Here is a 13,368-nt window from a genome sequence, read left to right on the forward strand (position 1 = left end):
GCGGGCGCCACCACCGTGTCGGTGTGCCTCCCCGCCCGCGACGAGGAGGCCACCGTCGGCGACATCGTGGCCGCCGTGGTCGCCGACCTCGTCGAGCGCCACCCCCTCGTCGACGAGGTGCTGGTCGTCGACGACGGCTCCACCGACGCCACCGCCGAGGTGGCGCGCCGTGCCGGTGCCACGGTCGTGGCTGCCGACCAGGTGCTCCCCGAGGTCGGGCCGGGCACCGGGAAGGGTGAGGCCCTCTGGAAGTCGCTGGCCGCCAGCTCGGGCGAGCTCGTCGTGTGGTGCGACGCCGACCTCACCGACTTCGACACCGGGTTCGTCACCGGCCTGCTCGGGCCGCTGCTCACCGACCCGACCGTCGCCTTCACCAAGGCCACCTACGAGCGGGCCGAGGTCGACGGCGTCGGCGGCGGACGGGTCACCGAGCTCGCGGCCCGCCCCCTCATCGCCCTGGTGGCACCGGAGCTGTCGGCCTTCGACCAGCCGCTGGCCGGCGAGTACGCGGGCCGGCGGTCGGTGCTCGAGCGGTTGCCCTTCGAGCAGGGCTACGGGGTCGAGCTCGGCCTGCTGCTCGACCTCCTCGCGACCGTCGGGCTCGAGGGCATGGCCCAGGTCGACCTCGGCGTCCGCCGGCACCGCAACCGCCCGCTCCACGAGCTGTCACCACAGGCGCTTGCGGTGATGCGGGCAGTCCTCCGCCGGGTGGGCGCCACCGGCACCGTCGACGACCCCGTGCTCCGCGTCCCCGGCCACGACCACGTGGTGGTCGACGACCGCACCCGCCCACCGCTCGTCGACGTCGCCGGCTACCGACGGCGGGCCTCCTGACCCTCGCCCGGGGTCTTCTCGACGGGGGGCTCGTCGGCGGGCACCGGGGTCTCGGCGCCATCGAGGTCGACACGGGTGACGTCACGGACGATCCCGACGCCCGGGTCGTCCTCGTCGGTGTCGACCCGTTTGGCGAAGACCTCGAAGGGCTCCCCGAGGACGTAGGTGTGCCAGAGGTGGCCGGCAAGGATCTTGATGACCGCGACGGCGGGCACGGCGAGGAGGAGACCGGCGAAGCCCATGAGGGAGCCGCCGGCGACGAGTGCGAGGAGCACCACGGCGGGCTGCAGCTTCACCGCTCGGTTCATCACCAGCGGGCTGATCACCTGCGACTCCAGCTGCTGGACGACCACCATGATCCCGATCACCCAGAGGGCGGTACCCATGTCACGGGTGGTGAGGGCGATCACCAGCGCGGGCACGGCCCCGACGAAGGGGCCGATGAGCGGCACGATGTTGGAGAACCCGGCGATCATCCCGACCAGGAGCCAGAAGGGCAGGTCGAGGACGGCGAGCCCGATCGACACGAGCACGCCCACGATCGTCGCCACCACGAGCTGGCCGCGGAAGAACCCCCCGATCGCCCGGCTGAGGCGCCGCCCGACGTGAAGGACCTCCGCCTGCTTGGCGGGAGGGATGAGGTTGACCGCCACCACCCGCAGCCGAGGGAGGTCGACGAGGAGGTAGAAGGCCAGGACCGGTCCGAGCACCAGGATGAGCAGCAGGCTGAAGACCCGGACCCCGACGTCGCGCGCCGCCTCGATGCGGTCGCCGAGCGTCGCGTCGCTGCCCGAGCGGACCTCGTCCTCGATCTCCCCGATGCTGGGGAGCGAGATGAACCAGTCCTCGCTCTCGGCGGCCCGGTCGTTGACCCAGCGCTCGACGTCCGAGCGGATCTCGGGCCAGTCGTCGGCCAGCTCGTCGGCCTGCTCCACGGCGATCGGGGCGACGGCGACGGCCGCCAGCCCGATCAGTGAGAAGAAGGCGAGGTAGGCGATCGCCACCCCCATCAGGCGGGGGACCCCCCGCCGCTGGAGCAACGAGACGACCGGGTTCAGGATGAAGACGATGGCTCCGGCGAAGATCAGGGGGGCCCAGATGATCCGCACCTGGTAGGCGAGGAAGGCGGCCACGGCGAGGACAGCGACGATGCCCATGAGCGCCCACGCCGCCTGGCCCGCCCGACGGATGCCGTCCTCACCGGACCGGCGCTGCTCCTCCCCCACACCGCAAATGTAGAGCGGCCGCGGGGCCGGCGGGCGTGACCGTCCCTGCGGTCAGCCTCGGGCCCGGTCCGGCGGGGCGGCGCCCTCGAGGTGGGCGGCCACCACTGCTTCGATGCACACCTCGGTCTCGGTCCGGGCCCGCCCTTCGCCGAATCGCTCGACAAGCGAGACCACGGTCATCCCCTCGGGCACCTCGACGCCCTCCAGCAGCTCACCCACCACGGCGAGGACCGGGACGCCCGACGACACCGCCAGCTCGGCGACCCCGCCCACCACCTTGCCCTCGAAGGACTGCTCGTCGAGGAAGCCCTCGGCCGTGACGACCAGGTCGGCGCCGTCGATCCGATCGTGCAGCTCGAGCTCGTCGGCCACCACGTCGAAGCCGGCCACGAGCCGCGCTCCGGCTGCGACGAGACCGCCGGCCAGGCCGCCCGCGGCGCCCGCACCCACCAGGTCGCGCACGTCGACGCCATAGCTCTCCTCGTAGACCTGGGCCAGGCGCTGCAACCGGCGGTGGAGCAGCTCCACCTGGGCGGGCGTGGCGCCCTTCTGCGGTGCGAACACCCGTGCAGCATCGACGAAGCGGGTGCGCACGTCGCAGGCCACCACCAGCTCGACAGCGCGCATCCGGGCGAGGGGCTCGAGAGCCCGCAGCGCGCCGAGGCCACCGTCGGTCGACGCCGACCCGCCGACGCCGACGATGACCCGCCTGCAGCCGGCGTCGATGGCGGCGCCGATCAGCTCCCCCGTGCCGTGCGTCGCGGCGGCCATGGGGTCGTTGCCCTCCGGCCCGCCCACCAGGTCGAGGCCCGAGCATCGGGCCATCTCGACCACCGCCAGCGACCCTGCGTAGCGCCAGGCGGCCTCGACCGGGTCACCGAGCGGCCCGGTGACGGTGGTGACCCGGTTGGCGCCACCGAGGGCCTCGAGGGTGCCCTCGCCGCCGTCGGCGACCGGTGCAGCGTCACAGGTCCAGCCGGCCGACCGGGCGCCACGTCCGATCGCGGCGGCGACGTCGGCAGCGGTCGCCGTGCCGCGCAGCTTGTCGGGGGCGGCCACGAGGTGCATCCCGTCCATGGTGCCCCGAACCGAAACGCACCACCGGCGGGACCGTCGACGGGCCCTCGTAGGATCTGCACCGTGAATGCCCCCACGCCCCCCGTCGTCATCGTCTCCAACCGTGGCCCGGTGTCGTTCGCGCTCGACGACGGCGGCGGGCTCGTCACCCGCAGGGCCGGCGGCGGCCTCGCCACGGCGCTGGGCGCGGCGGTGGCCGGAACCGGCGCGACCTGGATCGCCGCCGCCCTGAGCGAGGCCGACCGCGTGGCCGCCGCCGAGGGGACGGTCGATGCCGAGGGGTTCCGCCTGCGGTCGCTGGTGGTCGATGAGGACCGATACCGCGCCTACTACGACGTCGTCTCCAACGCCACGCTCTGGTTCCTCCACCACGGCCTCTGGGACAGCCCCCGACGCCCCCGCTTCGACCGTCGGTGGCGGGAGGCGTGGACGGCCTACCGCGAGGTCAACCACGCCTTCGCCGACGCCGTGGCCGACGAGGCGGCCGACGGCGCGACCGTGCTCGTCCACGACTACCACCTCTCCCTCGTCGGTGCCCGCCTCGCCGAGCGCCGTCCCGACCTCGCCACCGTGCACTTCAACCACACGCCCTTCTGCGGCGCCGACGCCATCCGCGCCCTGCCCGACGGGGTGGCCGAGGAGCTGCTGCTCGGCCTCGCCGGGCACGCCGCCTGTGGCTTCCACAACCAGCGCTGGGCCTCGGCGTTCGAGGCGTGCTGCGAGGAGGTGCTCGGCTCGGTGCCCACCCGCACCTTCGTCGCCCCCGCGGCGGCCGACCCGGACGACATCGGTGGGGTGGCCGGCGGGGACGCCTGTGCCCGGGCCCTCGCCGAGCTCGACGAGCAGGTGGGCGACCGCGCGCTCATCGTGCGCGTCGACCGGATCGAGCTCTCGAAGAACCTCCTCCGGGGCTTCCACGCCTTCGATGACCTCCTCCGGGAGCACCCCGAGTGGCGTGAGCGCGTGGTCTTCGCCGCCTTCGTCTACCCCTCCCGGGAGGGCCTGCCCGAGTACCTCGCCTACCGTCAGGAGGTCGAGGGCCTGATCCGCGCCATCAACGAGCGCTGGTCGACGCCGGGCTGGATCCCGGTGCTGTACGACCCGGAGGACGACTTCCCCCGCTCCGTCGCCGCCCTGCGCCGATACGACGTGTTGCTGGTCAACCCCGTGCGCGACGGGCTCAACCTCGTGGCCAAGGAGGGCCCGCTGGTGAACGAGCACCACGGCGTGCTGGCGCTGTCCCGCGAGTCGGGGGTGTGGGCGGAGATGGCGGGCGCCGCCCTCGGCCTCAACCCCTTCGACGTGGCCGGCACGTCCGACGTGCTCCACGAGGCGCTCACCATGACCGCCGGGCAGCGGCGCGACCACGCCGCCGCCGTGCGCGCCGTGGCCGCTGCAGGCACCCCCGCCGACTGGTACGCCCGGCAGCTCGACGAGGGGGCTCACGGGGCCTGACCCCGAGCGGAGCCTTCCCACCGCCTCCGCAAGCTCCGGCGGCGGGCCCCTTCCCTCGGGGCCACCCGTTCGCGTCCGGTTGAGCGGACTCGGCTTCGCTGAGGCCCGTTGCTCACTCCAGGAGCGATCGGAGGAGGGCGAGGGCTCCTCCGGGACCGTCGACGACGAGGTCGGCGCGGGCGAGCATCTCGCTGGGTGCCTCGGTGGTGCGCACGGCGATGCGGACGGTGTGGACGCCCCCGCTCGCCAAGTCGTCGAGGGCATCGAATGCCGGCAGGTCGCCCACGTCGTCGCCGAGGAAGCACACCGCCGCCATGCCGGCGGCCGCGGCGCGCACCACGGTCCCCTTGTCGGCCTCCACCGGTGGGTGGAGCTCGACCGATGCCTTGGCCTGCCGGACGACCAGGCCGGTGCGGGTGGCCTCGGCGGACGCCCACGCCCGGACCCCGGCTTCCTCGTCGGGCATGGTGCGGAAGTGCAGGGTGAGCGAGAGGCCCTTGTGCTCGACGGTGACGGGCAGCGCCTCCCCCGCCCGGGCGGCGGCCTCGTCGACCACCGGACGCCATGCACCCGCCTCCGCCGCCTCGATCCGCCGGCCGCCCTCCACCCGCTCGAGGCCGTAGAGGCCCGACAGCCAGAGGCCCCCACCGAGGTGGTCGAGCAGGTAGGCGACGGGCCGTCCCGACACGACGCCGGCCACCGCGAAGCGCTCCTGCAGGCGGGCGAGGACCTCGACCACGCCGTCGAGGGGACGGGCGGCGGCGGGGTCGTCGACGATGGGCGCGAGGGTCCCGTCGAAGTCCGTGAGCACCGCGGCGCTCCCCGGCGCGTCGACGAATGGCTGCAGGGCGGGGACGACGGCCACGAGGGCGACGCTACCCTCGCCGCGTGCGCCCGCTCCGACCCGCCCGCCGGCTGCCCGCGCTCCGCGCGGTCGTCGTCGCCACGGTGGTGCTGGGCTCGGTCGTCGGGCTCGGCGGCTGTCGGTCCGACACGGTCCGGGTGACCTTCCGCCCCGAGGTGGGCGACACCTTCCGCTACGAGGTCCGGGTCCGCTCCACGACCGAGATCCACCTCACGGGCGCCGAGCCCGACGTGCGCTCCGACGACGTCCTCCTGACCGCCGACCACACCGTGCTCGAGCCGGCCGACGACGGCGGCGTCCGCGTCGAGGTCCTCCTCACCGAACCGGGCACGACCCAGCGCCGCTTCGTCGTGGTGTTCGACCGGGCCGCCCAGCTGGCCGAGGTCGAGTCGATCGAGGGCGTGCCCGACGAGCTGCTCGGCTCCCTCGGCATCCCCGAGATCTTCCCAGCCGCGGCAGGGGCGGCGCCCAACGCCCCGCTCGGGCCGGGCGCCCGGTGGCGGATCGACGACGAGGTCGTGCTGCCTGGCTCACCCCACCCGGCCCGGCTCACCGGCGACGGTCGCCTGGTGGAGCTGGGCGTCGTCGACGGTGCCGACGTCGCCCGCCTGACGACGACGTCCCGCGTGGAGGTCGGCGCGGGTGGCGGCTTCAACGGTGCCGCACGCCTCGACGGTGTCCAGGAGACCCGCTACACCGCGGTCCACGACCTCGCCGACGGCGCCGTGCGGCGGTCCTCCTCGAGGACCACGGGCACGTTCGACCTGTCGCTCGGCCCCCCGTCGGGGACCTTCAGCGACCCCGTCAGCGGGACGCTCGTCGTCCTCGTCGAGTCCGAGACCCGCCGCCTCTGAGAAAGGCGCCTCGGCGAAGCCGTCTACTCGGCGGTGGCGAGGTCGGGGCCGATGACCATGACCACGCTGGCGCCGCGCAGTTCGTCGACCGGGAGCGGGTCGAGGTCGAGCGGGGCGACTTCGGGCACGGGGGTGAACAACGCCGCCACCGCTTTGGCCTCAGCCTCGAAGCCCTCGTTGTAGTACACGGTCGACGTCGGCGTGCGGGCGGCGTTGGAGGGCTCTGACGTCTGGAAGCCGCCCTCCTCGACCTGGGTGGTGAAGCGTGCCGCCACACCGGGCACGCCGGAGCCGTTGGCGACCAGCACCGAGTACGTGCCGGGGTCGCGAGGCTCGGCCAGGCCGGACGCGGCGGTGGTGGTGGTGTCGTCGTCGTCAGCGTCGTCGACGGTCGTGGTCGTCGTGGTCGTCTCCCGGGTGGTCGCCTCGAACGGCGACGGGGCGTCGGTCGCCTGGAGCAGGACGACGCCGAGCACCACCGCCACGGCGATGAGGGCGATCCCGCGCATCACGGCGCCACCTGCCGAGCGTGCGAAGGAGCCATCGTGGGACGCGTGCTCACCGCGCCTCACCGCGCCCGCGGGCCGTCGGCGGAGCGACCCTCGTACCGGGCCCGGCGTCGCCGATCACGCAGCCGGCGCAGGCGTCGGACGACCAGCGGGTCGAAGGCCATGGCGGCCGGCGACTCCAGCAGGTCGTGCACGATCTCGTAGTAGCGGGTGGCCGAGAGGTCGAACCGTTCGCGGATCGCCGACTCCTTGGAGCCCGGCAGGCTCCACCAGCTCCGCTCGAACTCGAGGATCGCCCGGTCGCGATCTGACAGCTCCATCCGGTGAAGCCTGGCCTCGGGACCCTCGCGATGCAAGGACCCTCGGCGCCGGGCCCGGCCCGCCGCGCGGACTGGCGCCGGGCGGCGCCCGATGGGGGCGCAGCCGCGTTGCTACCGTGGACACCACGCCGGGTTAGCTCAGCTGGTAGAGCGCTTCTCTTGTAAAGAAGAGGTCGTCGGTTCGAGCCCGACACTCGGCTCCGACAGGTCGGCTGGGCCGCGCTCAGCCGAATCGGCCGGCGTCGGCGGCGGCGTAGCCTGCCACCGCGGCATCGGTCTCGGCGGTGGCCCGGACGGTGGCGACCACCTCGGCGAGCCTCGAGGCGGGGATGGCGCAGGTCACCTCCGTCGATGGCATGCCCGTGCGGACCCGACTGAGCATGCAGCCGACGCTGACGGCGACCTGACCGTGCTCCTTGGCCATGGCCACGATGTGGCACTGGGGCTTGCCCTCCACCGCGAGGTCGGGCAGGGCGTCGGACAGGACCATGAGGGACTTGGCGGTGAGGCGAAGGAGCACCACGTCGGGGTCGACGGGCGTCTCGGCGAGCGGTCCGTAGGTGACGGCGCCCGGGCGGGTGGTGACCACCGGGATCTGCGGGACCATGTCCTTGGTCACCCAGCCGGAGTCGAGCAGGGCGGCAACATCGGCGTTCCCGGCGACCTCCTCCATGGTGGCGAAGCCGTGGGTCATGGCCCCGACGCTGCAGTTGCCGTGATCCTCGGCGACCGTCGTGAACGTGCGGTCGGTGGACTGCATCCAGAAGACGCACCCGGCCGGCACCCGGCCGGTGCGTCCGTCGGGGGTCGGCTCGGGCATCGGCCCGTCGTGGCGCGCCACGCCATCCGGCGGCGCCTCCGAGAAGGTGATGGCGATCGGCGCTGCGGTGGGGTGCAGCACCGCCGTCAGCTCGTCGGCGAGCGAGGACCAGGGGGAAGCCATCGGCTCTGTCTACCAAGCCCCCGCGGAAGCGCAAGGGGTGGCCCGCTCCACCCCTACTTCTTGGCCGACTCGTAGTAGGGGTTCGTCCCCGACGCGTGATCGGTCACGTCGACGACCTCCGTGATCTCCGGCACCGAGTCCTTGATCGCCACCTCGATCCCCTGGCTGAGGGTGACCGAGGCCATGCCGCAGCCGACGCAGCCACCGCCGAGGCGCAGGTAGGCGGTGCCGTCCTCGACGGCAACCAGCTGGGCCTCGCCGCCGTGGGAGGCGATGCTCGGGTTGATCTGCTGCTCGAGGACCTGGGCCACGCGTTGGGCGACGGGGCCGCTCAGGTCGGCAGGCTTGGACCCGATCGACATCCCGACGGCCGGGCTCGGCGAGGGCGGCGGCGCCGGCCGGTTGGGGTTGGTGATGGCCATGCCCGGGTTGAGCAGGTCACGCGACATCCCCAGGGTGGCGCCCCGCAGGCGGTCGACGCTGTCGTGGGGGACCACGAGGGTGAGGTCGTCGTGCTCCTGCACGACGTCCTCGGCGGCGGCGGCCGACCGCACCTCGAAGTACATGTCGTACGTGTACTCCCCGCCGGTGGCACCGCTCACCTCGACCCACAGGGCCAGGCGGTCGCCGTCGGGCTCGCCGTCGCGGATGCTCAGCACCTTCTGGCGTGCGGGCTCGGTGACGGTGAGGACCGGTTGCTGCTCGTCCCCCTCGGGGGTCGCTGCGGTCTCGTCCATTGGTGCACCTCTCGGCGTCGGCCGGTGTGGGCGTCGCTCCCCACGGGAGGACTCGCCCGCCATGATACGGGGGTGCCCCGGGTCCTCCTGCTCCTCCCCACCGCCACCTACCGAGCCCCCGACTTCGTCGCCGCGGCCGAGGCCCTCGGTGTCGAGGTCGTCGTCGGCTCCGAGCACCGCCAGGCGATGTCGCGCAGCATGGAGGACCGGGCCCTCGTGGTGCCCCTGGCCGACCCCCCGGCAGCGGTCGAGGCGATCGTCGCCCTGCACCGGCGCTCGCCCGTCGCGGCGGTGGTGGCGGTCGACGACCAAGGCGTCCTGGTCGCGGCCATGGCGTCGGCGGCTCTGGGCCTGCGGGCCAACCCGCCCGCGGCGGTGGCGGCCACGCGCGACAAGGCCGCCATGCGCGGCGCCCTCGCCCGGGGTGGGGTCCCCCAGCCCGACCACCGGGTGGTCGGCCCCGGGGACGACGTGGGCGCCGCGGCCGCCGCCGTCGGCCTGCCGTGCGTGGTCAAGCCCGTCTCGCTCTCGGGCAGCAGCGGCGTCATCAGGGCCGACTCGCCTGCCGAGGCGTCGGCGGTCGCCGCTCGCATCCGGGGCATCCTGGCGGCACGCGGCGCCGACGAGCACGGCCCCCTGCTGGTGGAGCGCTTCGTCGCCGGCGACGAGGTGGCGGTGGAGGCCCTCCTCCGGGACGGTCGCCTCGAGGTCCTGGCCACCTTCGACAAGCCCGACCCCCTCGACGGCCCCTACTTCGAGGAGACGCTCTACGTCACCCCCTCCCGCCTCCCCGATGCCGCGCTCGCCGCGGTGCACGCTGCGGTCTCCGACGCCGCTCGCGCCCTCGGCCTCGTCGAGGGTCCGGTCCACGCCGAGGTGCGCGTCGACCGCGGCACGGCCGCGGTGGCAGTGCTCGAGCTGGCGGCCCGGTCGATCGGCGGGCTGTGCTCGCGGGCGCTGCGCTTCGGGGCCGGCATCTCCCTCGAGGAGGTACTGCTCCGCCACGCCCTCGGCCTCCCGGCGCCGCTCGACCGGGAGGCGGCGGCGGCGGGCGTGATGATGCTGCCGATCCCCCGGACGGGCGTGCTCGACGGCGTCGACGGGATCGAGGAGGCCCTGGCCGTGCCGGGGGTGGTCGGGGTGGAGATCACCGTCACCAGGGGGAAGCCGGTGCGGGCCCTGCCCGAGGGCGACCGGTACCTCGGCTTCGCCTTCGCCCGGGGCGGATCCCCCGACGAGGTCGAGGCCGCCCTGCGCGCCGCCCACGACGCACTCGTCGTCCGCATCACGGAGGATGACGCCGGGTGCTCGTCGGTAGGGTGAACCCATCGCCCGCACCCTGCTGATCTCCACCTACGAGCTCGGCCACCAGCCGCTGCACGTCGCCTCCCCGGCCAGCGCCCTGCTGCGGGCCGGCCACGAGGTCCGGGCCCTCGACCTCGGCGTCGAGGACTGGGACCCGGCCCTGGTGACCTGGGCCGATGCCGTCGCACTCTCGGTGCCCATGCACACCGCAATGCGCCTCGGCCTGCGCGCCGCCACCGCGGTGCGGGAGCAGTCCCCGGGGACCCCGATCTGCCTCTACGGCCTCTACGCCCCGGTGAGCCGGGACGCCACCGTCGGCCGGCTGGTCGACCGGGTGATCGCCGGCGAGTACGAGCCGGCGTTGGTGGCGTGGGCGACGCAGGTCGCACAGGGCACCGCCGCGGTCCCGCCCCCGGGCCAGGTCGTGCACCTCGGCCGGGGCGGGTTCCGGACGCCGGCCCGCCACCTGCTACCGCCGCTCGACCGCTACGCCCGCCTGGTGGTCGACGGCGAGGAGCGGCTGGTCGGCTACACCGAGGCCAGCCACGGCTGCGCCTTCCGCTGCCGGCACTGCCCGGTGCCCACCATCTACGACGGCCGCACCCGGATCGTGGCCGGCGACGTGGTGGCGGACGACATCGACCAGCTCGTTGCGGCCGGCGCCCGCCACATCACCTTCGGCGACCCCGACTTCCTCGGCGGTGCCCACCACGCCCTTCGGGTGGTGCGCGCCCTCCACGACCGCCACCCCGACATCACCTTCGACTGCACCACGAAGATCGAGCTGATCCTCCGCCACCGCGAGGTCTGGGACGAGATGGCCGCGCTGGGCTGCCTGTTCGTGGTCTCCGCGGTGGAGACCGTCGACGACGAGATCCTCGCCCGCCTCGACAAGGGTCACACCGCGGCTGAGGCCGTTCAGGCGGTGAAGGTCGTCCGGGCGTCGGGGATCGAGCTGCGGCCGTCGCTGCTGCCGTTCACCCCGTGGACCACGCTGGAGGGCCTCGTCGAGCTGATCGACTTCGTCGCCGCCAACGACCTGGTCGGCAACGTCGACCCGGTGCACTACACGATCCGACTGCTGCTGCCCGAGGGATCACTGCTGGCCGACCACCCCGACGTCGTGCCCCACCTCGACGGCTACGACAGCGACCGCCTCGGCTGGCGCTGGCGGGCAGCCGACCCCCGCGTCGACGAGCTGCAGGAGAAGCTGGCGTCGGTCGTGGAGGACCACGTCGCCGCCGGGACCCCCACCGGTGAGGTGTTCCTCGAGGTGCGGGCCCTCGTGCGCGCCGCGGCCGGGCTGGCACCCGACACCGACGCCGGTGTGGTCGCGGCGGCGGCCGCCGGGGCGGGTCGACCACGGCTCTCCGAGCCCTGGTTCTGCTGCGCCGAGCCCACCGAGGGCCAGCTCGCCCCGCTCGGGGACTAGGACTTAGGCGGCCGCGAGGTCGCGGGCGGCCTCGTCGTCGAGGTGGACCTCGACCTTGCGCTTGATGCGCTGCAGGGCGTTGTCGATCGACTTCACGTGGCGGCCGAGCAGGTCGCCGATCTCCTGGTAGCTCTTGCCGGCTACGTACAGGCGCAGGACCTCGACCTCGAGGCTGGAGAGCATGGTGGCCATGGCCTCGCGCATGGTGTCCATCCGCTCGCCGGAGACGACGTGGTCGGCGGGGTCGCACACGTGGTGGTCGTCGAGCAGGTCCTCGACGGTGCGGTCGCTGGCGTCGTCGCCGCCGCGGACCCCGGAGATCGAGACGTAGGCGTTGAGCGCCTGGTGCTTCTGGCGGGTGGCGGTCTTGATGGCGGTGATGATCTGGCGGGTGATGCACAGCTCGGCGAAGGCCCGGAACGAGGCCAGGCGGTCGGGCTGGTAGTCGCGGATCGCCTTGTAGAGGCCGATGAGCGCCTCCTGCTCCACGTCGTCGGCGTCGCCGCCCACCAGGAAGTAGCCACGTCCCTTGGCCCGAGCGAACCGCCGGTACCGCTCGATCAGCGCCCGCTGAGCGGCCGCGTCGCCTTGCTGGGCGTCGAGGGCGAGCTCGTCGTCGGTCATCTGGGCGGTATCGGTGGTTCCGAGGCGAAGCGACATGGGCAAGCTCCTACGGCGAGTGCGACGTGTGGTGTGACTGGCCTGATCGAGCTAGCCAGAACTAACTAGTCACATTGAGCCATGGCCCACCCCCTGTGTCAAGAGTCACCCCGCGCATAAGTCGTGGTCAGCCGCAGTTTTTCGTGCCATTTTCTGCCGCTCTCGCCGTATATGACCGTTTCGTGACCGCCCCGTCACACGCGCGGGCGCGCCGAATCACCGCCTCCGGGAGGGAAGCGCGTTCGTCGAGCCGGGGATGCAGGTCGGGCCGGGGGCCCGCCCGGGTCAGGCCAGGCGCGAGCGCGCCACCTCGAAGCAGGCGAGGGCAGCCGCTGCCGCCACGTTGAGCGAGCCGAGGGCCCCCCGCAGGGGGATCGAGGCCACCACGTCGCAGCGCTCCCGGGTCAGGCGGCTCAGACCCGTCCCCTCCGCCCCGAGGACGATCGCCACCGGTTCGGCGGCGACGTTGAGGCCGAAGAGCGAGGTGTCCCCGTCGGCGTCGAGGCCCACGACCCAGACCCCGCGGTCGCGCAGGCGGGCCAGCGCCGCGGGCAGACCGCTGACGAGAGCCATGGGGAGGTGCTCGACCGCGCCCGCCGCCGCCTTGGCGACCGTCGGGGTCACATGGGCGGCCCGGTGGCGGGGGACGATCACGCCGGTGACCCCGGCGCACTCGGCGGTGCGCAGCAGCGCCCCGAGGTTGCCGGGGTCGGTGATCGAGTCGAGGCAGAGGAGGAACGGTGGGTCCCCCGCGGGGCCGGTGCGCTCGGCGAGGGTGTCGAGCTCGGCCTCGGGGATGGTGTCGGCGTGGGCGAGGACGCCCTGGGGGGCCTCCGAGCGCGCCTCGGCCTCGAGGGCCGACCGGGAGACCGAGCGGACCGTGACCCGCAGCTCGCCGGCGAGCTCGAGGATGTCGGCGAGGACCTCGGACTCGTCGGTGCCCTCGGCCAGCCAGATGTCGCGCACCCGGCGACGGCCGGCGATCAGCAGCTCGCGCACGGCCTGGCGGCCCTCGACCTGCTCGCCGCCCAGTCCCTTCGGCGGTGCCGGACGAGCCGGCGCGTCGCCGCGACCCGACTGGCGGCGGGGCTGGTCACGGCCGCCGCGAGGCGGGCCGCGGTCGGGGCGGCCACCGCGACCGCCCGGCGCCC

The 13,368-nt window shown here is 74.0% G+C and carries 14 protein-coding genes and 1 tRNA gene; 6 read left to right on the plus strand and 9 right to left on the minus strand.

The window, feature by feature from the left end; translation table 11 throughout:
- Nucleotides 1-834: glucosyl-3-phosphoglycerate synthase (locus VMN58_12970; GenBank protein HUF34110.1), on the plus strand; the 834-nt coding region annotated here is incomplete at its 5' end.
- Here the strand turns inward: VMN58_12970 and VMN58_12975 are convergent.
- Both VMN58_12975 and VMN58_12980 read right to left on the minus strand, forming a co-directional pair.
- Nucleotides 813-2,060 (minus strand): AI-2E family transporter, encoded by a 1,248-nt coding sequence (locus VMN58_12975; protein HUF34111.1) that lies wholly within the window; start codon nt 2,058-2,060, stop codon nt 813-815. The genes VMN58_12970 and VMN58_12975 overlap by 22 nt on opposite strands.
- Nucleotides 2,061-2,111: 51 nt before the next feature.
- Nucleotides 2,112-3,128 (minus strand): glycerate kinase, encoded by a 1,017-nt coding sequence (locus VMN58_12980; protein HUF34112.1) that lies wholly within the window; start codon nt 3,126-3,128, stop codon nt 2,112-2,114.
- 72 nt (nt 3,129-3,200) lie between these two features.
- Here VMN58_12980 and VMN58_12985 point away from each other — a divergent pair, with 72 nt between their 5' ends.
- Nucleotides 3,201-4,592 carry a trehalose-6-phosphate synthase gene (locus VMN58_12985; GenBank protein HUF34113.1) on the plus strand — a complete coding sequence of 464 codons (1,392 nt, stop codon included), beginning with the start codon at nt 3,201-3,203 and terminating at the stop codon, nt 4,590-4,592.
- 112 nt (nt 4,593-4,704) lie between these two features.
- Here the strand turns inward: VMN58_12985 and otsB are convergent, their stop codons facing one another.
- Nucleotides 4,705-5,457, minus strand: coding sequence for a trehalose-phosphatase (gene otsB / locus VMN58_12990; GenBank protein ID HUF34114.1), 753 nt, complete (start codon nt 5,455-5,457; stop codon nt 4,705-4,707).
- A gap of 23 nt (nt 5,458-5,480) precedes the next feature.
- Between otsB and VMN58_12995 the strand changes: the two genes are divergently transcribed.
- Nucleotides 5,481-6,311, plus strand: a complete 831-nt coding sequence (locus tag VMN58_12995) for a hypothetical protein (protein ID HUF34115.1) — start codon at nt 5,481-5,483, stop codon at nt 6,309-6,311.
- Nucleotides 6,312-6,334: 23 nt separating this feature from the next.
- Here VMN58_12995 and VMN58_13000 read toward each other — a convergent pair whose 3' ends face one another.
- Both VMN58_13000 and VMN58_13005 read right to left on the minus strand, forming a co-directional pair.
- The gene (locus tag VMN58_13000) at nt 6,335-6,820 is read right to left on the minus strand and encodes a LytR C-terminal domain-containing protein (protein ID HUF34116.1); all 486 of its coding nucleotides are present in this window, start codon (nt 6,818-6,820) and stop codon (nt 6,335-6,337) included.
- A 59-nt stretch (nt 6,821-6,879) separates the two neighbouring features.
- Entirely contained in the window at nt 6,880-7,140 is a 261-nt protein-coding gene (locus tag VMN58_13005; GenBank protein ID HUF34117.1) for a DUF3263 domain-containing protein, read from the minus strand.
- Nucleotides 7,141-7,267: 127 nt separating this feature from the next.
- On the opposite strand from VMN58_13005, the gene VMN58_13010 reads away from it, so the two are divergent.
- Nucleotides 7,268-7,340 (plus strand) — tRNA-Thr (locus tag VMN58_13010).
- 23 nt (nt 7,341-7,363) lie between these two features.
- Here VMN58_13010 and VMN58_13015 read toward each other — a convergent pair.
- Nucleotides 7,364-8,083, minus strand: coding sequence for a DUF169 domain-containing protein (locus VMN58_13015; GenBank protein HUF34118.1), 720 nt, complete (start codon nt 8,081-8,083; stop codon nt 7,364-7,366).
- A gap of 53 nt (nt 8,084-8,136) precedes the next feature.
- A complete protein-coding gene (locus VMN58_13020; GenBank protein HUF34119.1) occupies nt 8,137-8,820 on the minus strand; it encodes a NifU family protein in 684 nt (227 codons plus the stop codon).
- Between the two features lie 72 nt (nt 8,821-8,892).
- On the opposite strand from VMN58_13020, the gene VMN58_13025 reads away from it, so the two are divergent.
- Complete coding sequence (locus tag VMN58_13025) at nt 8,893-10,143, plus strand: ATP-grasp domain-containing protein (protein ID HUF34120.1); 1,251 nt, start codon at nt 8,893-8,895, stop codon at nt 10,141-10,143.
- Nucleotides 10,144-10,165: 22 nt separating this feature from the next.
- A complete protein-coding gene (locus VMN58_13030) occupies nt 10,166-11,557 on the plus strand; it encodes a CUAEP/CCAEP-tail radical SAM protein (GenBank protein HUF34121.1) in 1,392 nt (463 codons plus the stop codon).
- Nucleotides 11,558-11,560: 3 nt separating this feature from the next.
- Here the strand turns inward: VMN58_13030 and sigH are convergent, their stop codons facing one another.
- Nucleotides 11,561-12,217 carry an RNA polymerase sporulation sigma factor SigH gene (gene sigH / locus VMN58_13035; GenBank protein ID HUF34122.1) on the minus strand — a complete coding sequence of 219 codons (657 nt, stop codon included), beginning with the start codon at nt 12,215-12,217 and terminating at the stop codon, nt 11,561-11,563.
- A gap of 285 nt (nt 12,218-12,502) precedes the next feature.
- A partial coding sequence (gene rlmB / locus VMN58_13040) for a 23S rRNA (guanosine(2251)-2'-O)-methyltransferase RlmB (GenBank protein ID HUF34123.1) occupies nt 12,503-13,368 on the minus strand: 866 nt, incomplete at its 5' end.

The organism is Acidimicrobiales bacterium (assembly GCA_035512495.1).
Lineage (GTDB): Bacteria > Actinomycetota > Acidimicrobiia > Acidimicrobiales > CADCSY01 > DATKDW01.